The 24762-nt window shown below is 56.1% G+C and carries 22 protein-coding genes and 3 tRNA genes (1 of these 25 cut by a window edge); 22 read left to right on the plus strand and 3 right to left on the minus strand.

What is annotated here, in order from left to right; translation table 11 throughout:
* Positions 1 to 77 precede the first annotated feature (77 nt).
* Positions 78 to 1433 (minus strand): TrkH family potassium uptake protein, encoded by a 1356-nt coding sequence (locus NMD14_01300; GenBank protein XEI33158.1) that lies wholly within the window; start codon positions 1431 to 1433, stop codon positions 78 to 80.
* Complete coding sequence (locus tag NMD14_01305; protein ID XEI33159.1) at positions 1430 to 2083, minus strand: TrkA family potassium uptake protein; 654 nt, start codon at positions 2081 to 2083, stop codon at positions 1430 to 1432. The genes NMD14_01300 and NMD14_01305 overlap by 4 nt, the downstream gene beginning before the upstream one ends.
* A gap of 126 nt (positions 2084 to 2209) precedes the next feature.
* Between NMD14_01305 and murB the strand changes: the two genes are divergently transcribed.
* Together murB and birA are read left to right on the plus strand one after the other, a co-directional pair.
* Entirely contained in the window at positions 2210 to 3247 is a 1038-nt protein-coding gene (murB, locus tag NMD14_01310) for a UDP-N-acetylmuramate dehydrogenase (GenBank protein ID XEI33160.1), read from the plus strand.
* Positions 3244 to 4209, plus strand: a complete 966-nt coding sequence (birA, locus tag NMD14_01315) for a bifunctional biotin--[acetyl-CoA-carboxylase] ligase/biotin operon repressor BirA (GenBank protein ID XEI33161.1) — start codon at positions 3244 to 3246, stop codon at positions 4207 to 4209. The genes murB and birA overlap by 4 nt, the downstream gene beginning before the upstream one ends.
* Positions 4210 to 4299: 90 nt before the next feature.
* Here the strand turns inward: birA and coaA are convergent, their stop codons facing one another.
* Positions 4300 to 5238: a type I pantothenate kinase gene (gene coaA / locus NMD14_01320; protein XEI33162.1), complete on the minus strand. Its 939-nt coding sequence runs from the start codon at positions 5236 to 5238 to the stop codon at positions 4300 to 4302.
* A gap of 263 nt (positions 5239 to 5501) precedes the next feature.
* Here coaA and NMD14_01325 point away from each other — a divergent pair.
* The 20 genes from NMD14_01325 to fusA form a co-directional block, all read left to right on the plus strand.
* Positions 5502 to 5586, plus strand: a tRNA-Tyr gene (locus NMD14_01325).
* Positions 5587 to 5624: 38 nt separating this feature from the next.
* Positions 5625 to 5699, plus strand: a tRNA-Gly gene (locus NMD14_01330).
* Positions 5700 to 5871: 172 nt separating this feature from the next.
* Positions 5872 to 7056: an elongation factor Tu gene (tuf, locus tag NMD14_01335; GenBank protein ID XEI33163.1), complete on the plus strand. Its 1185-nt coding sequence runs from the start codon at positions 5872 to 5874 to the stop codon at positions 7054 to 7056.
* A gap of 53 nt (positions 7057 to 7109) precedes the next feature.
* Positions 7110 to 7186, plus strand: a tRNA-Trp gene (locus NMD14_01340).
* A 60-nt stretch (positions 7187 to 7246) separates the two neighbouring features.
* Positions 7247 to 7618, plus strand: a complete 372-nt coding sequence (secE, locus tag NMD14_01345; GenBank protein XEI33164.1) for a preprotein translocase subunit SecE — start codon at positions 7247 to 7249, stop codon at positions 7616 to 7618.
* 33 nt (positions 7619 to 7651) lie between these two features.
* Positions 7652 to 8179, plus strand: coding sequence for a transcription termination/antitermination protein NusG (nusG, locus tag NMD14_01350; protein ID XEI34690.1), 528 nt, complete (start codon positions 7652 to 7654; stop codon positions 8177 to 8179).
* Between the two features lie 134 nt (positions 8180 to 8313).
* Positions 8314 to 8742, plus strand: a complete 429-nt coding sequence (rplK, locus tag NMD14_01355; GenBank protein XEI33165.1) for a 50S ribosomal protein L11 — start codon at positions 8314 to 8316, stop codon at positions 8740 to 8742.
* Positions 8743 to 8746: 4 nt separating this feature from the next.
* Positions 8747 to 9448, plus strand: coding sequence for a 50S ribosomal protein L1 (rplA, locus tag NMD14_01360; GenBank protein XEI33166.1), 702 nt, complete (start codon positions 8747 to 8749; stop codon positions 9446 to 9448).
* Between the two features lie 256 nt (positions 9449 to 9704).
* A complete protein-coding gene (gene rplJ, locus NMD14_01365; protein XEI33167.1) occupies positions 9705 to 10205 on the plus strand; it encodes a 50S ribosomal protein L10 in 501 nt (166 codons plus the stop codon).
* 51 nt (positions 10206 to 10256) lie between these two features.
* Positions 10257 to 10622, plus strand: coding sequence for a 50S ribosomal protein L7/L12 (rplL, locus tag NMD14_01370; protein XEI33168.1), 366 nt, complete (start codon positions 10257 to 10259; stop codon positions 10620 to 10622).
* Positions 10623 to 10846: 224 nt separating this feature from the next.
* On the plus strand, positions 10847 to 14875 hold the full coding sequence (gene rpoB, locus NMD14_01375; protein XEI33169.1) for a DNA-directed RNA polymerase subunit beta: 4029 nt from the start codon (positions 10847 to 10849) through the stop codon (positions 14873 to 14875).
* Between the two features lie 91 nt (positions 14876 to 14966).
* Complete coding sequence (gene rpoC / locus NMD14_01380) at positions 14967 to 19271, plus strand: DNA-directed RNA polymerase subunit beta' (protein ID XEI33170.1); 4305 nt, start codon at positions 14967 to 14969, stop codon at positions 19269 to 19271.
* A 194-nt stretch (positions 19272 to 19465) separates the two neighbouring features.
* Positions 19466 to 20182 (plus strand): transcriptional regulator, encoded by a 717-nt coding sequence (locus tag NMD14_01385; GenBank protein ID XEI33171.1) that lies wholly within the window; start codon positions 19466 to 19468, stop codon positions 20180 to 20182.
* Positions 20183 to 20207: 25 nt separating this feature from the next.
* On the plus strand, positions 20208 to 20588 hold the full coding sequence (locus tag NMD14_01390; protein ID XEI33172.1) for a RidA family protein: 381 nt from the start codon (positions 20208 to 20210) through the stop codon (positions 20586 to 20588).
* An 85-nt stretch (positions 20589 to 20673) separates the two neighbouring features.
* A complete protein-coding gene (tusD, locus tag NMD14_01395) occupies positions 20674 to 21066 on the plus strand; it encodes a sulfurtransferase complex subunit TusD (protein XEI33173.1) in 393 nt (130 codons plus the stop codon).
* Positions 21067 to 21074: 8 nt separating this feature from the next.
* On the plus strand, positions 21075 to 21434 hold the full coding sequence (tusC, locus tag NMD14_01400) for a sulfurtransferase complex subunit TusC (GenBank protein XEI33174.1): 360 nt from the start codon (positions 21075 to 21077) through the stop codon (positions 21432 to 21434).
* A gap of 7 nt (positions 21435 to 21441) precedes the next feature.
* Positions 21442 to 21720 carry a sulfurtransferase complex subunit TusB gene (gene tusB / locus NMD14_01405; GenBank protein ID XEI33175.1) on the plus strand — a complete coding sequence of 93 codons (279 nt, stop codon included), beginning with the start codon at positions 21442 to 21444 and terminating at the stop codon, positions 21718 to 21720.
* A gap of 182 nt (positions 21721 to 21902) precedes the next feature.
* Complete coding sequence (gene rpsL / locus NMD14_01410; GenBank protein ID XEI33176.1) at positions 21903 to 22277, plus strand: 30S ribosomal protein S12; 375 nt, start codon at positions 21903 to 21905, stop codon at positions 22275 to 22277.
* Between the two features lie 93 nt (positions 22278 to 22370).
* The gene (gene rpsG / locus NMD14_01415) at positions 22371 to 22841 is read left to right on the plus strand and encodes a 30S ribosomal protein S7 (protein XEI33177.1); all 471 of its coding nucleotides are present in this window, start codon (positions 22371 to 22373) and stop codon (positions 22839 to 22841) included.
* A 75-nt stretch (positions 22842 to 22916) separates the two neighbouring features.
* Positions 22917 to 24762, plus strand: partial view of an elongation factor G gene (fusA, locus tag NMD14_01420; GenBank protein ID XEI33178.1) — the 5' portion only. Its footprint extends 260 nt past the window's final position; 1846 of the gene's 2106 nt are visible here — the first part of the coding sequence; the start codon lies at positions 22917 to 22919; its stop codon lies beyond the right edge, outside the window.

A 24762-nucleotide genomic window follows, 5' to 3' on the forward strand; every position in this document is an offset into this window, starting at 1 on the left:
TGCGCAGAAGCTGCAGTGAAAGAGAGAGGGGCCACGGGCCCCTCTCTCTTTTTATCGCCGTAAGGGCCTGTCACCACTTAGCCGGTGTAGACGTTCTCTTCCGGATAACGGATGCGGGTCTCGACCGGGCGGGCCAGCATAAAGGCCAGGGTCAGGGGGCCAAGACGGCCGCAGATCATCACCAACACCAGGATCAGCTTGCCCGGTTCGCTCAGGGAGGCGGTGATGCCGGTAGAGAGGCCAACGGTGGCAAATGCCGAGATGGTCTCGAACATGATTTTGTCGAACGGCAGATCCTCGGTCACCATCAGCAGGAACATCGCCAGCATCAGTACCATGGTGCTGACGATGATGATGGCCAGCGATCGGGTCACGATTTGGGGCGACAAGGTACGGCCAAAAGCGGTGACATGGGGCCGTTTGGTCAGAAACGCCTTGGTCGCCAGCAGCACGACTGCGAAGGTGGTCACCTTGATACCACCACCGGTCGAGGTCGCACCGGCACCGATAAACATCAGCATCATAAGGAACAGCAGGGCCGCCGGGGTCATCAGCCCGATATCGATGGTATTGAAACCGGCGGTACGGGCACTGGCAGACTGAAAGAAGGCCGCCAGCAGCTGGCCACCGAACCCGGCGTTGCCGAGGGTGCCCGGGTTATTGTGTTCCAGCAGCCAGAACATCAGGGTCCCGGCCAGCAACAGCGCCGGGGTCATCAGCAGCATCAGCTTGCTGTGCAGCTTCAGCTTGCGCCAGCGGCGGTTGCGCACCAGATCAACGATGACGGTAAAGCCGATCCCCCCCAGGATCAGTAAGCCGGTGATGGTCAGACTGATGATGGGGTCGTATCTATAGTCGATGAGATTGTTGGCAAACAACGAAAACCCGGCGTTGTTGAAGGCCGAGACCGCGTGGAAGAAGCTGACATAGAGGCCGTGCACCCAACCCATCTCTGGCACCCAGCGGATCGCCATGATGCCGGTGCCGATCAACTGGGCAATCAAGGCGAACAGCATGATCCGTTTGACCAGCTGGATGATGTTGACCGAGCCCTCCTGCCCCAGCGCCTCCTTGGCCAGTACCTGTTGGCGCAGACCGACCCGCTTGCTGAAGATAGCGATCAGCAACAGGGTCATGGTCATCTGGCCCAGTCCACCGATCTCTATCAGCATCAGCAGGAAAATCTGCCCCTGCAGGGTGAAGGCGGTGCCAGTGTCCACCACGCCAAGACCTGTCACACTGATGGCGGAGGTGGCGGTGAACAGGGCGTTGACGAAGGTGACCTCGCCATTGTGGCTGGAGGGTTGTACCAGAAAGATGGTGCCAATCAACAGAATGATCAGAAAGCTGCCGAGGATCAGTCGGGCTTCGCTCCAGCGGGAGTCCTGCTCTCGATGGAGAGCGAACGCGTAGCTGCTGCGCCAGCTGATCATAGGGTTTCGAGCCAGTGGTCGATGGCATGCTTGTTGCCCGCCAAGATCAGGATGTCGCCCAGTTGCAGATCCATCTTGCCGGTCAGCACGTTGTGCAGCACTTCACCGCGCTTGATGGCGAGCAGTTGGAAATCGCTCTGTTGCAGCAGGTGGAGATCACCGAGCGCCTTGCCATTTTGCGGCAGGCCGATAACGAACTCGGTCAGCACCATGTTGTGGCCCAGCTCCAGATAGTCGAACAACCGGTTGTCCAGCATGCTCTGGGCGACCCGGCGGCCCATGTCCCACTCCGGGTTGATTACCTTGTCGGCGCCTACTTTCTGCAGGATCTTGGCGTGGAACTTGTCACGCGCCTTGACCCATACCTTCTTCACGCCAGCCTCTTTCAGGACCAGGGTGGTGAGGATGCTGGTCTCCAGGTTGTCACCGATGGCAACGAAGACGATATCGAAATTGGCCAGTCCCAGCTCGGCAACGGTTGCTTCGTCGGTGGCATCTGCCACGATAACGTGATTGCAGAGGGCGGCAATTTGCCGGGTCTTGCTCTCATCGATATCGATGGCCAGGACTTCTGCATCCTGCCGTTGCAGCTCTTCGCACAGCGCGCTGCCAAACAGGCCCAGGCCGATGACGGCAAACTGGTTGTTCATGGGTTGTTCCTCAACAGTTGAAGCCGCCTACTCTAACTCACAGTGATTCACGCGAAAAGGGCTCGGGTTTTTCGTCATGGACAACTTGAGGTAGACTGCGCCCCTGCACCAAGCCGGGATAGACCGATGAAACTGAATGCCAACGCCTCTTTGTTGAAGCTCAACACCCTTGCCCTCGATGCGTACTGCCTCTGGCTTGCCGAGGTGGAGCAGGTTGCCGATCTGGCCACTCTGCGTAGCGATCCCGAGTTGAGCACACTTCCCCGCTTAAATCTGGGTAGCGGCAGTAATGTGCTCTTTACTACCGATTTTCTCGGTCTGGTGGTGCTCAACCGGCTCAATGGGATTACCGCTGAAGATGATGGTGATCACTGGTTGCTGCATGTGGCGGCGGGTGAGAATTGGCATCAGCTGGTACGCCACTGCCTGCTGCAGGGCTGGTATGGGCTGGAGAATCTGGCGCTGATCCCCGGCACGGTCGGTGCGGCGCCGGTGCAGAACATCGGTGCGTATGGCGTTGAACTGGCCGACTTCTGCGCCTATGTCGAGGCATTCAACTGGCAGAGTGGCGAGATCGAGCGGATTACGGCGGCAGAGTGCCGCTTTGGTTATCGCGACAGCATCTTCAAGCACGAGTATCAGGACTCCCATCTGATTACTTCCGTCGGGCTCAAACTGCCCAAGGCGTGGCAGCCGGTGCTGGGCTATGGCCCGCTGGCGGCACTCGGTGACGCGCCTTCGGCGCAGGCCATCTTTGATACTGTCTGTGCCACCCGCATGGCCAAGCTGCCGGATCCCGCCGTACTCGGCAATGCCGGCAGCTTCTTCAAGAATCCGGTGGTACCTGCCGCGCTGGCGGAGTCGCTCAAGTCGCGCTACCCGCAGATGCCCTGCTATCCAGCCGGAGAAGGACAGGCCAAGCTGGCGGCGGGCTGGCTCATCGATCAGTGCGGTCTGAAAGGCTTCGCCATCGGCCGCGCTGCCGTCCATCAGGAGCAGGCGCTGGTGCTGGTCAATCTGGGAGGGGGCAGTGCCATGGAGCTGATCGCGCTGGCGGCCCATGTCCGCGATAGCGTGGAACAGACGTTTGGCGTGGTGCTGGAGCACGAGGTGCGCTTTATGGGTGCGCACGGTGAAACCTGCCTCGATGAGGTGATCTCATGACCCTGACTCCCATCAGACAGACCCTGATCACCCTGCTGCGCGACGGTCAGTTTCACTCCGGTGAACAGCTGGGCGAGCAGCTGGGCATCAGCCGGGCGGCGGTGAGCAAACACATGGCGGCGCTCAAGGAGCTGGGGCTGGATCTGTTCAGCCTGACCGGCAAGGGCTACCGGCTGGCGGTGCCGATGGCGCTCTATGATCAGGCCACCTTGCAAGCGCTGGCCCCGATGGCGCCGGTGCACTGTTTCCCGGTCATTGGCTCGACCAATCAACACCTGCTGGATCGGGTCAATGCGCTGCGCTCTGGCGAGAGCTGTCTGGCCGAGTGTCAGACCGCCGGGCGCGGGCGTCGTGGCAAACCCTGGGTTTCGCCGTTCGGTTGCCAGCTGCTCCTCAGCATGTACTGGCGACTCGAACAAGGTATGGCGGCAGCCATGGGGCTGAGTCTGGCGGTCGGTGTCGCGGTAGTCGACGCGCTGGAATCTCTTGGCTATCAGGGCGTTGAGCTCAAGTGGCCGAACGACCTCTACTATCAGGGACGCAAGCTGGCGGGCATTCTGGTTGAGATGAGCGGTAGCGCCGGAGCCAGTTGTCATCTGGTGATCGGCATCGGTCTTAATCTGGCGATGCCGGCCCGCGAGGGAGAGAAGATCGATCAGGCCTGGGCCGAGCTGCGCCATATCAATCCGGAACTGGTGGATCGCAATCAGCTGGCGGCCCGGATGATCGTCCATCTGCAACAGGCGCTGCACACCTTTGAGCAGCAGGGGCTGGCAAGCTTTGTCGATGAGTGGAACCGGCTCGATCACTTTGCCGGTCGCCCGGTGCGCTTGCTGATGGGGGAGCAGGAGATCCGCGGTATCGCCCGTGGCATCGACGATCGCGGTGCCCTGCGACTGGAGACGGACGAAGGGATCAAATTCTATCTGGGGGGCGAGCTCTCCCTGCGCCGGGGCGACTGAGGGCCGGCAAGGCCGCTCATGATGCCAAATAGAAGAGGGGGCCTGTGCGGGCCCCCTCTTCGTTATCCGGCGTTATCCGGCCCACTGCCATCATTTGCGCAGCTTGATCTGCTCGATGGCGTGCTCATGGCCCTTGGTCATGATCAGGTTGGCGCGCTCACGAGTCGGCAGAATGTTTTCCTGCAAATTCAGATAGTTGATATCTTGCCAGATATTGCTGGCGATCTGGGTCGCCTCACTTTCCGCCAGCTTGGCGTAGTTATGGAAGTAGGAGTCGGGATCCGAGAAGGCGCCGCTTCTGAACTTGAGGAACCGTTCGATATACCAGGTGCGCAGCAGTTCGGCATCGGCATCCACATAGATGGAGAAGTCGACGAAGTCCGACACGAACACCCGATGGGGCTCCTGGGGGTAGTCCATGCCGCTTTGCAGCACATTGAGCCCTTCCAGGATCAGGATGTCCGGCTGCTCCACCACCTTCTTCTCATCGGGAATGATGTCGTAGATAAGGTGGGAGTAGACCGGCGCTTCAACCCTCTCGTGACCGGCGCGGATATTGGCGACAAACTCCACCAGATGGCGGATGTCATAGGATTCCGGGAAACCCTTGCGACGCATCAGGCCGCGCTCTTCCAGTACCTTGTTGGGATAGAGGAAACCATCGGTGGTGACCAGCTCCACCCGCGGATGTTCCGGCCAGCGCTCCAGCAGCGCCTGCAGAATACGGGCCGTGGTGCTTTTGCCCCCCGCCACGCTGCCGGCAATGCTGATGATATAGGTGCCCTTGCCGCGGGACTGACCGAGGAACTGCTCCAGTACCCGGCTGCGACGCTGCTTGGCTTTGACATAGAGATTGAGCAGGCGAGAGAGGGGTAGGTAGATCTCTTCCACTTCCCGCAATGACACCTTCTCGTTGATCCCGCGCAGGGTCTGCAGATCGTGTTCGGTCAGGGTCAGGGGGACCGAATCGCGCAATAACGCCCATTGTTTGCGGGTGAATTGCAGATAGGGGTTATGCTCTGTCGTCATGGTGTCATCACTGTTTCTTGGGCACGGCGACCATACACCAAGGGTGGGGGAGCGACAAGGGACGCAGCAGGATTGGCTTGTTTGCCCCCGCTTTTTTGCAAGCGCCCCAACAATAAAGCAGATTTTGCCCGGCTCAATGGTTGCATCCCCCAAAACCTTACAATAAAATGCGCGACGCTTGACTGTCTGTCGTCTATTTGCCGTGCAAAAGCGATAAACACAACGGGTGCAAGCAGAATTACCGTTGTGACAATCTGGCGTCTGGAGGGGTTCCCGAGCGGCCAAAGGGATCAGACTGTAAATCTGACGGCTCTGCCTTCGAAGGTTCGAATCCTTCTCCCTCCACCATATTTCTCTGCGGTTTGAGTTCTTTGGGTTAGAGAAATGCGGGCATCGTATAATGGCTATTACCTCAGCCTTCCAAGCTGATGATGCGGGTTCGATTCCCGCTGCCCGCTCCAAGATGCTGATATGGTTCAGGCGATACCAAGAGCTACACCCTCGGGTGAGGTCGGCAGTCGATTCTGCCTGTCAGCACCAGTCTCTCTTCCCCACCAGATTCAAATCCATCGTATAAACTGTTCTGTGGTTAGCTTGCCACCGCGTACTCAGCGTTAGTTTAGAGGGACGATCATGTCTAAAGAAAAATTTGAGCGTAATAAACCGCACGTTAACGTGGGTACCATCGGCCACGTTGACCACGGTAAAACCACCCTGACTGCAGCTATCACCAACGTGCTGGCCAAGCACTTCGGTGGTAAAGCTTTCGCCTTCGACCAGATCGACAAGGCACCGGAAGAGCGTGAGCGTGGTATCACCATCAACACCTCCCACGTAGAATACGACACCGCTACCCGTCACTACGCACACGTAGATTGCCCGGGTCACGCCGACTACGTTAAAAACATGATCACCGGTGCTGCCCAGATGGACGGCGCGATCCTGGTGGTAGCAGCGACTGACGGCCCGATGCCGCAGACTCGTGAGCACATCCTGCTGGGTCGTCAGGTTGGTATCCCGTACATGATCGTGTTCATGAACAAGTGTGACATGGTTGATGACGAAGAGCTGCTCGAACTGGTCGAGATGGAAGTTCGTGAACTGCTGACCGAATATGACTTCCCGGGTGATGACCTGCCGGTAGTACGTGGTTCCGCGCTGAAAGCGCTGGAAGGCGACGCTGCATGGGAAGAGAAGATCATCGAGCTGGCTCACCACCTGGATACCTACATCCCGGAGCCGGAGCGCGCAATTGACCTGCCGTTCCTGATGCCTATCGAAGACGTATTCTCTATCGCTGGCCGTGGTACCGTAGTTACCGGTCGTGTAGAGCGTGGTATCGTTAAAGTCGGTGAGACCGTAGAAATCGTGGGTATCAAAGATACCGTTTCTACCACCTGTACCGGTGTTGAAATGTTCCGTAAGCTGCTGGACGAAGGTCGTGCAGGCGAGAACATCGGCGCACTGCTGCGTGGCGTGAAGCGTGAAGACGTAGAGCGTGGTCAGGTCCTGGCCAAGCCGGGTTCAATCAAGCCGCACACCAAGTTCGAATCTGAAGTGTACGTCCTGTCCAAAGAAGAAGGTGGTCGTCATACCCCGTTCTTCAAAGGCTACCGTCCGCAGTTCTACTTCCGTACTACCGACGTGACCGGTACCATCGAACTGCCGGAAGGCGTTGAAATGGTAATGCCAGGCGACAACATCAAAATGGTTGTTACCCTGATTGCCCCGATCGCGATGGACGACGGCCTGCGTTTCGCTATCCGTGAAGGTGGCCGTACCGTAGGTGCTGGTGTTGTAGCCAGCGTAATCGCTTAATCTTTGGCTTACATAAATAAAGCAAAGCCCCTATAATAGGGGCTTTCTTATGCAGGGGCGTAGTTCGAATTGGTAGAACAGCGGTCTCCAAAACCGATGGTTGCGGGTTCGAGTCCTGCCGCCCCTGCCATATACCTCGTCTCGTACGGGGCTTTTGTGTCTTTGGTTACGTCAGATACAGGTGGGTTGTATGAGTGTTAGTTCTGAGAGCCAGGGCGGAAGCAAGGATACCCTGCTGTGGGGCCTGGTTTTCATTATCCTGGCGGCCGCTGTAGTGGGTAATTACCTGCTCAACGATGTTGTCGCTGTCGTCCGCGCCTTGGGTGTGGTCGTTGTCATTGCTGCTGCTGGTGCAGTCGCCCTGCAAACCACCAAGGGAAAGGCTACGCTGGCATTCGCCCGTGAGTCTCGCCTGGAAGTCCGCAAGGTCGTATGGCCGACCCGTCAGGAAGCCATTCAGACAACCCTGATTGTGCTGGCGGTGACCGCCGTGATGGGGCTGTTGCTGTTCATTCTGGACGGTGCCTTGGTCTGGTTGGTCAACCTGATTACCGGTGTGTAAGGATAAGCCATGACTGAACAACGTGAACAACGTATGAGATGGTATGTCGTGCAGGCTTTTTCCGGCTATGAAGGCCGGGTAGCCAAGTCCCTGCGCGAGCATATCAAGATGCATGGCATGGAAGACATGTTCGGTGAAGTGCTGGTCCCGACCGAAGAAGTGGTCGAGATGCGTGCAGGCCAAAAGCGCAAGAGTGAGCGCAAATTTTTCCCGGGCTATGTCCTGGTCCAGATGATCATGGATGAAACTACATGGCACTTGGTGCGTAACGTACCGCGTGTAATGGGCTTCATCGGCGGCACTTCCGACCGTCCGGCACCGATCTCCGATAAAGAGGCCGATGCCATCCTCAATCGTCTGCAGGATGCCCACGACAAGCCGCGTCCGAAAACCCTGTTTGAACCGGGTGAAATGGTGCGGGTTGCCGATGGTCCGTTTGCCGACTTCAACGGTACCGTTGAAGAGGTCGATTATGAGAAGAGCCGCGTGAAGGTCTCTGTACTGATCTTCGGTCGTTCTACTCCTGTTGAACTGGATTTTGGTCAGGTCGAAAAGGGCTGATTGAATTCTGTACGTTTAACGGTTGTCAGGGGCAGCGAATATCTCTATAATTCGCTGCCCCTTTATTAGTTGGGGAGCCGTTTGCAGGAGCATGTCTCCGAGGCGCTAGAACCCATTTTTGAGGTAATTTCCTAATGGCTAAGAAAGTCACAGCTTATATCAAGCTGCAGGTTGCTGCTGGTGCAGCCAACCCGTCTCCTCCCGTTGGTCCTGCACTGGGTCAACACGGTGTGAACATCATGGAATTCTGTAAGGCGTTCAACGCTCGTACAGAGAAGCTGGAAAAAGGTTCACCGACTCCGGTCGTGATCACCGTTTACAGCGACCGTTCCTTCACCTTCGAAACCAAGACTCCGCCTGCTTCCTTCCTGCTGAAGAAAGCTGCTGGCATCAAGTCTGGTTCTTCCAAGCCGAACAAAGACAAGGTTGGTAAGGTGACCGTTGCCCAGCTGCAAGAAATCGCCAAGACCAAAGAGCCGGATATGACCGGTGCCGATCTGGATGCAAAAGTACGTTGCATCGCCGGCTCCGCTCGTTCCATGGGTCTGGTAGTGGAGGAGTAAGACAATGGCTAAACTGTCCAAGCGTATGCGCGTTATTCGCGAAAAAGTTGACGGTACCAAAGAGTACTCCATCAACGAAGCCATTGCCCTGCTGAAAGAACTGGCTACCGCCAAGTTCGTTGAAAGCGTTGACGTTGCTGTCAACCTGGGTATCGACGCTCGTAAATCTGACCAGAACGTACGTGGTGCAACTGTACTGCCGCACGGTACCGGCCGTGACGTTCGCGTTGCCGTATTTACCCAAGGTGCCAATGCCGAAGCTGCCAAAGCTGCCGGTGCTGACCTGGTAGGTATGGATGACCTGGCCGATCTGGTTAAGAAAGGCGAGATGAACTTCGACGTAGTTATCGCATCCCCGGATGCCATGCGCGTTGTTGGTCAACTGGGTCAAATCCTGGGCCCGCGCGGTCTGATGCCGAACCCGAAAGTGGGTACTGTAACCCCGAACGTTGCCGAAGCCGTCAAGAACGCCAAGGCTGGTCAGGTTCGTTACCGTAACGACAAGAATGGTATCATCCATACCACTCTGGGTAAGGTTTCTTTCAACGAAGTTCAGCTGAAAGAAAACTTGGAAGCTCTGCTGGTTGCCCTGAAAAAAGGCAAGCCCTCTTCCGCCAAAGGTCAATTCATCAAGAAAGTCAGCATCTCCACCACCATGGGTGCCGGTGTTGCCGTAGACCAAGCTTCTCTGGAAGCTCAGGCCTAATTGATGGATTTTACAAGGCGCAAAATTTAATCTATAATTTTGCGCCTTGATTGGTTGGGGGTTTCGACCTCCGTCCAAGACCGCAGGAGGCTGCAAAGCCTTAATGTTTCCTGCGTAGACGGTGCCGGAAACCCAGCGAGAAAGATTCTTTCTCTTCTGGAATCCTGCTACCGCATCGTTCCCCTCTGTTGTAAAGGTAGGGGGGATGTGTCAGTACTGGGTCATTTGACCCGGATTCAATCCAGGAGTTAAGCCAATGGCATTGGGACTCGAAGACAAAAAGGCAATTGTTGCTGAAGTCAACGAAGCTGCCAAAGGCGCTCTGTCTGCAGTTGTTGCCGATTCTCGCGGTGTAACTGTAGACAAGATGACCGTCCTGCGTAAAACCGCTCGTGAAGCCGGTGTGTACATGCGCGTTGTGCGTAACACCCTGCTGCGTCGCGCGGTAGAAGGTACCGAATACGAGTGCCTGAACGACGCATTTACCGGTCCTACCTTGATTGCTTTCTCTAACGAACACCCGGGCGCTGCTGCTCGTCTGTTCAAAGAGTTTGCCAAAGCGAACCAAAAGTTCGAAATCAAGGCTGGCGCTTTTAACGGTGAGTTTATCGCCGCAGCACAAATTGATCGTCTGGCCACGCTGCCGACTTACGAAGAAGCAATTGCGAAGTTGATGGCTACCATGAAGGAAGCCTCTGCTGGCAAGCTGGTTCGTACTATCGCTGCTGTTCGCGACCAGAAACAAGCTGCTGCTTGATTCTCGCCTATCTAGGCTGTTTGAGTTTATTCAACATCAGGAATTTTTGTCATGTCTATCACTAAAGACCAAATCATCGAAGCCGTTGCTTCCATGTCCGTAATGGAAGTTGTTGAGCTGATCGAAGCTATGGAAGAGAAGTTCGGTGTTTCTGCCGCTGCTGCCGTAATGGCTGGCCCGGCTGCTGCTGAAGCAGTAGAAGAGAAGACCGAGTTCGACGTAGTTCTGACTGCTGCCGGTGCTAACAAAGTTGCCGTTATCAAAGCAGTTCGTGCCGCTACCGGCCTGGGCCTGAAAGAAGCCAAGGATCTGGTTGAAGCCGCTCCGGCTAACCTGAAGGAAGGCGTGTCCAAGGACGAAGCTGAAGCTCTGAAGAAAGAGCTGGAAGCTGCCGGTGCTTCTGTTGAGATCAAATAATCTGCATTTATGTAGATTAGCCTGATAAAACAGGCTAAGGCTGGTGAATTTTTGTTCACCAGCCTTTTTGCGCTGTAGACTGAGAGCATTTCACACCGTTTACGACTCTCGGTGCACCAGCAATCCGGACTGTTTCCATTCGTCCGGGCCAACACAAAACGGTGTTGAGACAGAGCTGTCCTGCGGGACAGAGTGGGTCACTTATCAGCGAGCTGAGGAACCCTATGGTTTACTCTTATACCGAAAAAAAACGCATTCGTAAGGACTTCGGTAAGCGAGACCAGGTACTGGACACGCCTTATCTGTTGTCCATTCAGCTGGACTCCTTCAAGCAGTTCATCGAGGCTGACCCGGAAGGTGAATATGGCCTAGAGGCCGCTTTCCGTAGCGTTTTCCCGATCACCAGTTACTCCGGTAGTGCTGAGCTTCAGTATGTCAGCTATCGCCTGGGTGAGCCGGTATTTGACGTAAAAGAATGCCAGATCCGTGGAGTGACCTACTCCGCGCCGCTGCGTGTCAAGCTTCGTATGGTTCTGTACGATCGTGAAGCAGCTGCCGGCACCGTCAAAGACATCAAGGAACAAGAAGTATACATGGGCGAAATTCCGCTCATGACCGAGAACGGCACCTTTGTTATCAATGGTACCGAGCGGGTTATCGTCTCCCAGCTGCACCGCAGCCCGGGCGTCTTCTTCGACCACGATAAAGGCAAAACTCATTCATCCGGTAAGGTACTGTATAACGCTCGCGTTATCCCCTACCGTGGCTCCTGGTTGGACTTCGAGTTCGATGCGAAAGACAACCTGTTTGTCCGTATCGACCGTCGTCGCAAACTGCCAGCATCCATTATTCTGCGCGCCCTGGACTTCAGTTCCGAACAGATCCTGGCCACTTTCTTCGAGACCATCGGTTTTGAAGTAAAAGATGGCAAGTTGATGATGGATCTGGTGCCGGAGCGTCTGCGTGGTGAAACTGCGACCTTTGACATCGTGGCCAATGGCGCCGTGGTGGTTGAGACCGGTCGTCGTGTGACTGCGCGTCACATCCGTCAGTTGGAAAAAGATGCCGTTACCCAAATTGAGGTGCCGGTTGAGTATGTTGTTGGCAAAGTTGCTGCCAAGGACTACGCACATCCGCAAACTGGCGAGATGGTCGTGACCGCCAACCAGGCGCTGAGCCTGGAAGCGATCGCCAACCTGTCCCAAGCCGGCTTCAAGCACTTCGAGGTTCTGTTCACCAACGAACTGGATCACGGTGCCTACATGTCCGAGACCCTGCGTGTCGACTCCAGCTCCAACCGTTTGGAAGCGCTGGTCGAGATCTATCGCATGATGCGTCCGGGCGAGCCGCCTACTCGCGAAGCTGCAGAACAGCTGTTCGAAAACCTGTTCTTCTCCGCCGAGCGTTACGACCTGTCTACCGTAGGTCGGATGAAGTTCAACCGCCGTCTGGGTCGTGAAGACGAGACTGGCGCTGGCGTACTGACCAAAGACGACATCGTTGAAGTCATGAAGCGCCTGATCGACATCCGTAACGGCAACGACGAAGTGGACGATATCGACCACTTGGGTAACCGTCGTATCCGTTCTGTCGGTGAAATGGCTGAAAACCAGTTCCGCGTCGGTCTGGTGCGTGTCGAGCGTGCGGTCAAGGAGCGCCTCTCCCTGGGCGACCTGGACACCCTGATGCCGCAGGATCTGATCAACGCCAAGCCGATCTCCGCCGCAGTCAAAGAGTTCTTTGGTTCCAGCCAGCTGTCCCAGTTTATGGACCAGAACAACCCGCTTTCCGAAGTGACCCACAAGCGCCGTATCTCTGCGCTGGGCCCGGGTGGTTTGACGCGTGAGCGTGCCGGCTTTGAAGTCCGAGATGTACACCCGACTCACTACGGTCGTCTGTGCCCTATCGAGACTCCTGAAGGTCCGAACATCGGTCTGATCAACTCGCTGTCCGTGTACTCTCGTACCAACGAGTACGGTTTCCTCGAGACCCCGTACCGCAAGGTCATTGACGGTGTGATCACCGACGAAGTGGACTACCTGTCTGCTATTGAAGAAGGCAAGTACGTGATCGCACAGGCTAACGCCGCGACCACTGAAGATGGCCGTCTGAAAGATGAATTGATCCCGTGCCGTCACAAAGGTGAATCCACCTTTATGAACGCCGACCAGATCCAGTATATGGACGTGAGCCCGCAGCAGATCGTATCTGTGGCAGCGGCTCTGATCCCGTTCCTGGAACACGATGACGCGAACCGCGCATTGATGGGTTCAAACATGCAGCGTCAGGCTGTACCGACTCTGCGTGCTGACAAGCCGCTGGTAGGTACCGGTATGGAACGCGCTGTGGCCGTTGACTCCGGTGTAACCGTAGTGGCCAAGCGTGGCGGCGTAATCGACTATGTCGATGCCTCCCGTATCGTCCTGAAGGTCAATGAAGATGAGCTGTTGCCAGGCGAAGCCGGTATCGACATCTACAACCTGACCAAATACACCCGTTCCAACCAGAACACCTGTATCAACCAGCGTCCTTGCGTGATGTTGGGTGAGCCGGTCATGGCTGGCGACGTACTGGCTGACGGCCCGTCCACCGACCTGGGTGAACTGGCGCTGGGTCAGAACATGCGCGTCGCGTTCATGCCGTGGAACGGTTACAACTTTGAAGACTCGATCCTGGTGAACGAGCGTGTGGTTCAGGAAGATCGCCTGACCACCATCCATATCCAGGAACTGGCCTGTATCTCCCGTGATACCAAGCTGGGTCCGGAAGAGATCACTGCTGACATCCCGAACGTGGGTGAAGCCGCTCTGTCCAAGCTGGACGAGTCCGGTATCGTCTACGTGGGTGCCGAAGTGAAGGGCGGCGACATTCTGGTCGGTAAGGTAACGCCGAAAGGTGAAACCCAGCTGACGCCGGAAGAGAAGCTGCTGCGCGCCATCTTCGGTGAGAAGGCGTCCGATGTGAAGGACTCTTCCCTGCGTGTACCGAACGGTGTGTACGGTACCGTGGTTGACGTGCAAGTCTTTACCCGCGATGGCGTGGAAAAAGACAAGCGTGCCAAAGAAATCGAAGAGATGCAGCTGAAGGAAGCGAAGAAGGACTTGACCGAAGAGTTCAAGATCCTGGAAGACGGCATTTTCGGCCGCTCCCGCAACCTGCTGCTGGCCGCCGGTTACAGCGAAGATCGTCTGAACAAGCTCGATCGCTCCAAGTGGTTTGAACTGGCCATCGAAGACGAAGGCAAGCAGACCGAACTGGAACAGATCGCTGAACAGCACATTGAGCTGAAAGCCGACTTCGACAAGAAATTCGAGAACAAGCGTCGCAAGATTATCCAGGGTGATGATCTGGCGCCGGGCGTACTGAAAATCGTCAAGGTTTATCTGGCAGTCAAGCGTCGCATCCAGCCGGGTGACAAGATGGCGGGCCGTCACGGTAACAAGGGTGTTATCTCCAAGATCTGTCCGGTCGAGGATATGCCCCATGACGAGTTCGGCCGTCCGGTCGACATCGTACTGAACCCGTTGGGTGTACCATCCCGTATGAACATCGGTCAGATCCTCGAAGTGCACCTGGGCCTTGCGGCCAAGGGTATCGGCGAGAAGATCGATCGCATGGTCAAAGAGCAGCGCGAGCTGCACGAGATGCGTAACTTCCTGCAACAGGTCTATGACCTGGGCGAGAAGGACACCCAGCAAGTGAACATCGCCGAGCTGTCTGACGACGACGTACGTATCCTGGTGGGTAACCTGCGTAAGGGTCTGCCGGTCGCTACTCCAGTGTTTGATGGTGCCAAAGAGCGCGAAATCAAAGCCCTGCTGAAGCTGGCCGATCTGCCGGAATCCGGTCAGATTGATCTGTTCGATGGCCGTACCGGTAACCGCTTCGAGCGTAAAGTAACCGTTGGTTACATGTACATGCTCAAGCTGAACCACTTGGTCGACGACAAGATGCACGCGCGTTCTACCGGTTCTTACAGCCTGGTTACCCAGCAGCCGCTGGGTGGTAAGGCTCAGTTCGGTGGTCAGCGTTTCGGTGAGATGGAAGTGTGGGCCCTGGAGGCTTACGGTGCGGCATATACCCTGCAGGAGATGCTGACCGTCAAGTCTGACGATGTGAATGGCCGTACCAAGATGTATAAGAACATCGTGGATGGCGACCACCGTATGGAGCCGGGCATGCCCGAATCCTTCAACGTATTGCTGAAGGAAATCCGCTCTCTGGGTATCAACATCGAGCTGGACGAAGAGTAAGAGCTCGCTCTTATTGTTCGAGAATTGACGTGGGCGCCCCGCTGTTTTGGCAGCCGGGGCGCCGAGGTTAGACTCCTGACAGGGGAAACACGTGAAAGACTTACTCAAGTTTTTGAAGGCTCAGACCAAGACCGAAGAGTTTGACAGTATCAAGATCGGTCTGGCCTCTCCTGACATGATCCGCTCCTGGTCATTCGGTGAGGTCAAAAAGCCTGAGACCATCAACTACCGGACTTTCAAGCCGGAGCGTGATGGTCTGTTCTGCGCCCGTATCTTCGGACCGGTGAAGGACTACGAGTGTCTGTGCGGCAAGTACAAGCGCCTGAAACACCGTGGTGTGATCTGTGAGAAGTGCGGCGTTGAAGTGACCCAGACCAAGGTCCGTCGTGAGCGTATGGGCCACATCGAGCTGGCCAGCCCGACTGCCCACATCTGGTTCCTGAAGTCGCTGCCGTCCCGTATCGGTCTGCTGCTGGACATGACCCTGCGCGACATCGAGCGCGTGCTTTACTTCGAATCTTTCGTAGTAATCGAGCCGGGCATGACCAACCTCGAACGCAGCCAGATGCTCTCTGAAGAGCAGTACCTGGATGCGCTGGAAGAGTGGGGCGACGAATTTGACGCCAAGATGGGTGCCGAAGCAATCCTGGCATTGCTGCGCGCAATCGATCTGGAAGGTGAAGTCAAAACCATGCGCGAGGAGCTGGATCAAACCAACTCCGAGACCAAGCGCAAGAAGACCACCAAGCGTCTGAAGCTGATGGAAGCTTTCCTGCAGTCCGGCAACAAGCCGGAGTGGATGATCATGACAGTGCTGCCTGTGCTGCCGCCGGACCTGCGTCCGCTGGTACCGCTGGACGGCGGCCGTTTCGCGACTTCCGATCTGAACGATCTGTACCGTCGCGTGATCAACCGTAACAACCGCTTGAAGCGTCTGCTGGATCTGGCTGCTCCGGACATCATCGTGCGCAACGAAAAGCGTATGCTGCAAGAGTCCGTCGATGCGCTGCTGGATAACGGCCGTCGCGGTCGTGCCATCACCGGCTCCAACAAGCGCCCGCTGAAATCCCTGGCCGACATGATCAAGGGTAAGCAAGGTCGTTTCCGTCAAAACCTGCTGGGTAAACGTGTCGACTACTCTGGTCGTTCCGTTATCACCGTAGGCCCGACCCTGCGCCTGCATCAGTGCGGTCTGCCAAAGAAAATGGCTCTGGAACTGTTCAAGCCGTTCATCTATGGCAAGCTGGAAACCCGCGGTCTGGCGACCACTATCAAGGCCGCCAAGAAGATGGTGGAGCGCGAGGAAGCTGTCGTTTGGGATATTCTGGACGAAGTGATCCGCGAGCACCCGGTGCTGCTGAACCGTGCACCGACCCTGCACCGTCTGGGTATCCAGGCATTCGAACCGACGCTGGTCGAAGGTAAGGCAATCCAGCTGCACCCGCTGGTTTGTGCTGCGTATAACGCGGACTTCGATGGTGACCAGATGGCGGTCCACGTACCGTTGACCCTGGAAGCCCAGCTGGAAGCACGTGCGCTGATGATGTCTACCAACAACATCCTGTCGCCAGCCTCCGGTGAGCCGATCATCGTTCCTTCTCAGGACGTGGTCTTGGGTCTGTACTACATGACCCGTGCCCGTATCAACGCCAAAGGCGAAGGTATGGTGCTGGCCGGCCCGAAAGAAGCCGAGAAAGTTTATCGCGCCGGTCTGGCCGATCTGCATGCTCGTGTGAAAGTGCGCATTACCGAATACCTGCGTCAGGAAGACGGTTCTCTGCGTGAACACACCGAGATGAAGAACACCACCGTTGGTCGTGCGATCCTGAGCCTGATCCTGCCGAAAGGCATGGAATACGCCCTGATCGACGAGCCGAAGGTGCTGACTGCTGCAGAGCAGGCTGACCTGGATGCCAATCCGCAGAACTGGATCAAATCCGTCTCCAACAAGGCGCTGGGCAAAAAGCTCATCTCCCGTCTGCTGAACACCTGCTATCGCAAGCAGGGCCTGAAGGACACCGTTATCTTCGCTGACCAGCTGATGTATACCGGTTTCCACTACGCGGCCCTGTCCGGTGCTTCCGTTGGTATCGATGACATGGTCATCCCGGATGCCAAGAAAGAGATCATTGCGGCAGCCGAAGCCGAAGTTGCAGAGATCCAGGACCAGTTCCTGTCCGGTCTGGTGACTGCGGGCGAACGTTACAACAAGGTTATCGATATCTGGGCCAGCGCCAACGAGCGCGTCTCCAAGGCCATGATGGAGAACTTGTCCAAAGAGCGTAACGTCAACTCGCTGGGTGAAGAAGAAGAACAGGCATCGTTCAACAGCATCTTTATGATGGCCGACTCTGGTGCGCGTGGTTCCGCCGCCCAGATCCGTCAGCTGGCCGGTATGCGTGGCCTGATGGCCAAGCCGGATGGCTCCATCATCGAAACGCCGATCGTCGCGAACTTCCGCGAAGGTCTGAACGTATTGCAGTACTTTATCTCCACTCACGGTGCTCGTAAGGGTCTGGCGGATACCGCACTGAAGACTGCGAACTCCGGTTACCTGACTCGTCGTCTGGTAGACGTGGCACAAGACATGGTGATCACCGAGGACGATTGCGGCACTACCGAAGGTCTGTGGATGACTCCGCTGATCGAAGGTGGCGACGTTGTCGAGCCGCTGCGTGAGCGCGTGCTGGGCCGTGTGGTTGCCGATGACGTGATCAAGCCGGGTACTGAAGATGAGGTGCTGGTAGCACGTAACACCCTGCTCGACGAGCAGCTGTGTGACCTGTTGGAGCAAAACTCTGTTGACCGCGTGAAGGTACGTTCTGCCATCACCTGTGAAACTGACTTCGGTAACTGTGCTCACTGCTACGGCCGTGATCTGGCCCGTGGTCACCTGGTTAACAAAGGTGAGGCTGTCGGTGTTATCGCCGCCCAGTCCATCGGTGAGCCGGGTACCCAGCTGACGATGCGTACGTTCCACATCGGTGGTGCGGCATCCCGAGCTGCTGCCGAGAACAGCATCCAGGTCAAGAACACCGGTACCATCAAGCTGCAGAACGCCAAGTTCGTTCACAACAGCGATGACAAACTGGTTATCACCTCCCGTTCTACCGAACTGACCATCATGGACGACATGGGCCGTACCAAGGAAAGCCACAAGCTGCCTTACGGTTCCGTGCTGGAAGTGAAGGACAGCCAGGCCGTGAACGCTGGCGAGACCGTTGCCAACTGGGATCCGCACACCCACCCGATCATCACCGAAGTGGCAGGTCGTCTGCACTTCGAACACATGATCGATGGCGTGACCATCACTCGTCAGACCGACGAGCTGACCGGTCTCTCCTCTATCGTCGTGCTGGACGTCAACGAGCGTCCGAGTGCCGGTAAAGAGATGCGTCCGACCGTTAAACTGGTCGACCTGAACGGCAAAGACGTGATGATCCCGGGTACCGATGTAGCCGCCCAGTACTTCCTGCCGGGCAAGGCGATCGTGAACCTGGAAGATGGTGCCAACGTGGGTGTGGGTGACGCGGTAGCGCGTATCCCGCAAGAGTCCGGCGGTACCAAGGACATCACCGGTGGTCTGCCGCGCGTTGCGGATCTGTTCGAAGCACGTCAACCGAAGGAACCGGCAATTCTGGCCGAGATCTCCGGTACCATCTCCTTCGGGAAAGAGACCAAGGGCAAACGCCGTCTGGTCATCACCCCGACTGATGGTGGCAACGTCTACGAAGAGATGATTCCGAAGTGGCGTAACCTGAACGTGTTCGAAGGTGAAAAAGTTGAGAAGGGTGAAGTGCTGGCGGACGGTCCTGAGTCTGCTCACGACATCCTGCGTCTGCGCGGTATCAGCCCGGTCGCCAACTACATCGCCAACGAAGTGCAAGACGTTTACCGTCTGCAAGGCGTTAAGATCAACGACAAGCACATCGAAGTCATCGTTCGTCAGATGCTGCGCAAGTGCGAGATCCTGAGCGCTGGCGATACCGATCTGATCGAAGGCGAACAGGTTGAGGTTGCTCGTGTGAAGATTGCCAACCGTAAGCTGGTTGCCGAGGGCAAGACCCCTGCTACCTTCCGTCATGTACTGATGGGTATTACCAAGGCATCTCTGAGCACCGAGTCCTTCATCTCTGCGGCTTCCTTCCAGGAAACCACTCGCGTTCTGACCGAAGCCGCCGTTGGCGGCAAGCGTGATGAACTGCGTGGTCTGAAAGAGAACGTCATCGTGGGTCGTCTGATCCCGGCTGGTACCGGCTTTGCCTACCACCATAGCCGGATCAACCAGCGTGCTGCCGCAGCTCGTGCTGTTGGTACCCCGCAGGTGACCGCTGATGAAGCTCAACAGAACCTGGCGGATCTGCTGAACGCAGCCGGTAGCTTCGACGAAGAGTAACTCGTCATCCGTGATTAAAAAGGGCTCCTTCAAGGAGCCCTTTTTGTTGGCCAATTCCTCGGTAAAGGTAGACGCAGCGCGGGTTTCAGGATGATCCAGAGCAAAGTTGTAGAGTAAAAAATCAAAAAAAGTTGACTTTACTCCCCTGCAATTTAAAACTCGGGAAAGTTGAATGGTTATTACAGGGGTAGAACATGACTGTCGGTATCGAGGAAGCCATGCTTCCCGAAGAACAGCTGATCAGCCGCACTTTTACAGATGAAGACAGGGAATTGTTGCGCTCATACGATGGGCTCATCGATGGCTTGGCCGAGCTGTTCGGCAAGCATTGTGAGGTGGTCCTCCACTCCCTGGAAAATCTGCACGAGTCGGTGATCAAGATCGCCAACGGCTTCAATACCGGACGCACCCTCGGGGCGCCCATCACCGATTTGGCATTGCGCATGCTCAAGGATATCGAGAGCACCGGCCAGGATTACACCCAGAGCTATTTTGCTCGCAGCCGCACCGGTGCGCTGATGAAGTCGAGCACCATTGCTATTCGCAACAGCGAGCGGCAAGTGGTGGGGCTTATCTGCATCAACCTGCACATCAATGCACCTTTCCACGAGTTCGTGGCCGAATTTTTCCCGACGCCCCAGCAGGCGGCGCGTCAGTCACCCGAGACCTTCGCCAACAGTGTGGAAGAGCTGGTTGCCCAGACGGTGGATAACACCATCGACGAGATCAATCGCGATCCCACCGTGGCCAACAATGCCAAGAACCGCTTCATCGTGACCCAGCTGTTCGAGAAGGGCATTTTCGACATCAAGGATTCGATCAATCTGGTGGCGGACAAACTCAATATTTCAAAACATACCGTTTATCTTTACATCCGACAGCGCAAGCAGGGTGAAGACGAGAACGAGTAACTCAATTCCATAAGGGGATAGATGAATGGCTAAAGAAGTGATTGCAACCGACAAGGCGCCTGCCGCCATTGGTCCTTATGTTCAGGCGACCAAGGTAGGCGAGATGATCTTCACCTCCGGGCAGATCCCGCTTGATCCTGCCACCATGGAGATCGTTGCCGGTGGCATCGAAGCTCAGGCCGAGCAGGTAATGAAGAACCTGATCGCCGTATTGCAGGCTGCCGGTGCCGATGCTGGCAAGGTAGTGAAAACCACCTGCTTCCTGAGCGATATGAACGACTTCGTAGCCTTCAATCAGGTCTATGCCCGTTACTTTGGTGATGCCGCACCGGCCCGCTCCTGCGTGGAAGTGGCCCGTCTGCCCAAAGATGTGCTGGTCGAGGTTGAGGCCATCGCCCATCTCTGATCGGCAACAGCTAAAAAGCCCCTCATGGCAGGGGCTTTTTTGTTTTTGGCGTAAAATGGACAGGCATCAGTACAGGAGCCATGTTATGAGTCTGAGTTTTGCCCTGCTGGTGACCGGGCCTGCCTATGGCACCCAGTCCGCCAGCACCGCCTACCGCTTTGCCCGCAGCCTGTTGGCTCAGGGTCATACCCTCTCTCATCTCTTTTTCTATCAGGAGGGGGTCTGCAACGGCAACGGCCTGCATCTTCCCGCCTCCGATGAGACCGACCTGGTGCGTCTGTGGCGAGAGCTGGCAGAGGAGCAGGGGATCCGTATCGATGTCTGCGTCGCTGCCGCCATGCGGCGTGGTGTGCTCGATGAGCAGGAGGCCAAGGGGGCAGGGCAGGCGCACTTCAATCTGCAAGCGCCGTTTTGCCTGAGCGGTCTGGGCCAGTTGGCCGAGGCGGCGCTCACCGCCGATCGGCTGGTTCAGTTTTAGGGGGAGTCATGAGCAAGAAAATCGCCTTTATCTGCAGTCGTGGCCCCCATGGCCATGCCGCCGGCCGGGAAGGGCTGGATGCCCTGCTGGCCACCTCGGCCATGACCGATGAGCTGGCGCTGTTCCTGATTGGGGACGGTGTGCTGCAACTGCTCAAGGAGCAACAGCCGACCGCTATTTTGCAGCGCCACTACGCGCCTACCTTCAAAATGCTGGAACTCTACGACATCGAAGAGGTCTATGTTTGTGCTGACTCGCTGGCAGAGCGTAGCGTGACAGTAGATGATCTGCTGATCCCGGTCGAGAGTCTGCCGCGCCAGGAGCTGGCTCGGCGCTGGGCACAATGTTCGACTCACATCAGCTTTTGAGGTCTCCATGTTGCATCTGATATTGAACTCTCCCTTTCAGAGTCAGGCTTTGGCACAGGCGCTTTCATACCTCCAGCCCGAGGATGAGCTGGTTCTGATGCAGGATGCCGTGATTGCGGCATCGGCTCCCCAGTGGAGCGCGCGGCTGGCGGGCATCCCGCTTTATGTGATGCAGGAGGATCTGCAAGCTCGCGGTTTGCATCATCGGGTGGGTAATGTGCTCGACATGGCGGGTCTGGTGGCACTGATTGCGCAAAAAGGTTCCCCGCGCACCTGGGGTGGCTGACAGACACATTTTCAAGATAATTCAAGGTGATGTCGTGAAATCAAACGGATCCGAATTGCCCTTTTGTGGCGCAAATTGTATAAATCTTGACTCCCCAGACAACAGGGCATAAAATTTCGCGTCCCCGTATCTGCGGGGAGGATTTTCCACACGTTTATGAAGTCATTATCAGGAGCCTTTTGATGGCAACTATTAACCAGTTGGTTCGCAAGCCACGCATCAAGCTCGTTGTGAAAAGCAACGTGCCGGCGCTGGAAGCGTGCCCTCAGAAGCGTGGCGTATGCACCCGTGTATATACCACCACCCCGAAGAAGCCTAACTCTGCACTGCGTAAAGTATGCCGTGTACGTCTGACCAACGGCTTCGAAGTCACCTCCTACATCGGTGGTGAAGGTCACAACCTGCAAGAGCACTCTGTTGTTCTGATCCGTGGCGGTCGTGTAAAAGACTTGCCAGGTGTTCGTTATCACACCGTTCGTGGTGCGTTGGACTGTGCCGGTGTTAAAGACCGTAAGCAGGCTCGCTCCAAGTATGGCGTGAAGCGTCCTAAAGCTTAATGGTTCTCCGTTAAGTAAGGCCAAACGTTAATTCGTTTCTAGTTAGATAGCTTTCTAGTTTTGGGTAATCCCTGAAGTTACGGAGAATTTGAAATGCCAAGACGTCGTGTTGTTGGTCAGCGTAAAATCCTGCCAGATCCCAAGTTCGGATCAGAGCTGCTGGCTAAATTTGTCAACGTAGTAATGGTTGACGGTAAGAAATCTGTTGCAGAAGCCATCGTATACGGTGCCCTGGACATCATTGCCACCAAATCTGGCAAAGAGCACCTGGCCCTGTTCGAAGTCGCTCTGGATAACATTCGTCCGGCGGTCGAGGTTAAATCTCGTCGCGTCGGTGGTGCAACCTATCAGGTGCCGGTAGAAGTTCGTCCGGTACGTCGCAATGCCCTGGCAATGCGCTGGTTGGTTGATGCCGCTCGTAAACGTGGTGAAAAATCAATGGCTCAGCGTCTGGCTGGCGAGCTGCTGGATGCCGCTGACAATAAGGGTTCGTCTGTCAAGAAACGTGAAGACGTTCACCGTATGGCTGAAGCGAACAAAGCCTTCGCTCACTTCCGCTGGTAATCCGCTTGCGCAGGGTCTTTTGACTCTGCGCACCTTTAATTATCTAGGGACAAGCGCCTTAGTAAGAGGATGACAATGGCTCGTACAACCCCCATTGAGCGTTATCGTAACATCGGTATCTCCGCTCACATTGACGCCGGTAAGACTACTACTACCGAGCGCGTACTGTTTTATACCGGTGTAAGTCACAAGATCGGTGAAGTTCACGATGGCGCTGCCACCATGGACTGGATGGAACAGGAACAAGAGCGTGGTATTACCATCACCTCCGCCGCGACCACCGCTTTCTGGTCCGGTATGGGTAAACAGTTCCAACCGCACCGTATCAACATCATCGATACCCCGGGCCACGTTGACTTTACTATCGAAGTAGAGCGTTCAATGCGTGTTCTGGACGGTGCCGTGATGGTGTACTGTGCCGTAGGTGGCGTACAGCCACAGTCTGAAACCGTATGGCGTCAGGCTAACAAGTACAAGGTTCCCCGTATCGCGTTCGTCAACAAGATGGACCGTACTGGCGCTAACTATCTGCGCTGCGTTGAGCACATCAAGACCCGTCTGAAAGGCGTTCCTGTTCCCCTTCAGCTGAACATCGGTTCCGAAGAGAACTTCAAGGGCGTTGTTGACCTGGTCAAGATGAAAGCCATCAACTGGAATGAAGCTGATCAGGGCGTATCCTTCGATTACGAAGACGTCCCGGCCGAGTTGCTGGAACAGGCGCAAGAAATGCGCATGAATCTGGTTGAAGCCGCTGCTGAAGCGTCTGAAGACCTGATGGAAAAATACCTGGGCGGCGAAGAGCTGACCGAAGAAGAGATCAAAGGTGCTCTGCGTCAGCGCGTGCTGAACAACGAAATCATCCTGGTAACCTGTGGCTCCGCGTTCAAGAACAAGGGCGTACAGGCCATGCTGGATGCCGTGATCGAGTACCTGCCGGCTCCGACCGACGTTGCTGCTATCGACGGCCTGAAAATGGACGGCGAGACCAAAGACGAGCGTCACGCTTCTGATGACGAGCCGTTCTCTGCTCTGGCGTTCAAGATCGCTACCGACCCGTTCGTTGGTAACCTGACCTTCTTCCGTGTCTACTCTGGCGTGATCAACTCCGGTGACACCGTGCTGAACTCCGTCAAGGACAAGCGCGAGCGTTTTGGCCGTATCGTTCAGATGCACGCCAACAAGCGCGAAGAGATCAAAGAAGTACGCGCTGGTGACATCGCTGCAGCCATCGGTCTGAAAGACGTTACCACTGGTGACACCCTGTGTGACCCGAACGCACCGATCATCCTCGAGCGTATGGAATTCCCGGAGCCGGTAATTTCTATCGCGGTTGAGCCGAAAACCAAGGCTGACCAAGAGAAGATGGGTCTGGCACTGGGCCGTCTGGCTCAGGAAGATCCGTCCTTCCGCGTATGGACTGACGAAGAGTCAGGTCAAACCATCATCGCTGGTATGGGTGAGCTGCACCTGGACATCATCGTTGACCGTATGCGTCGCGAGTTCAAGGTTGAAGCCAACGTAGGTAAGCCGCAGGTTGCCTACCGTGAAACCATCCGTACCACCGTTAAAGACATCGAAGGCAAGCATGCCAAGCAGTCTGGTGGTCGCGGTCAGTACGGTCATGTTGTTATCGACATGTACCCGCTGGAAGAAGGCAAAGCCTACGAATTCGTCAACGACATCAAAGGTGGTGTCATTCCTGGTGAATTCATCCCGGGTGTTGATAAAGGTATCCGCGAGCAGCTCAAATCTGGTCCGCTGGCGGGTTACCCGGTTATGGATCTGGGTGTGCGTCTGCACTTCGGTTCTTACCACGATGTCGACTCTTCCGAACTGGCGTTCAAAATCGCTGCTTCCATGGCCTTTAAGGCTGGCTTCATGAAAGCCAACCCGGTTCTGCTTGAACCGATCATGAAAGTAG

The organism is Aeromonas veronii, assembly GCA_041319085.1.
GTDB classification, from domain to species: domain Bacteria; phylum Pseudomonadota; class Gammaproteobacteria; order Enterobacterales; family Aeromonadaceae; genus Aeromonas; species Aeromonas veronii_F.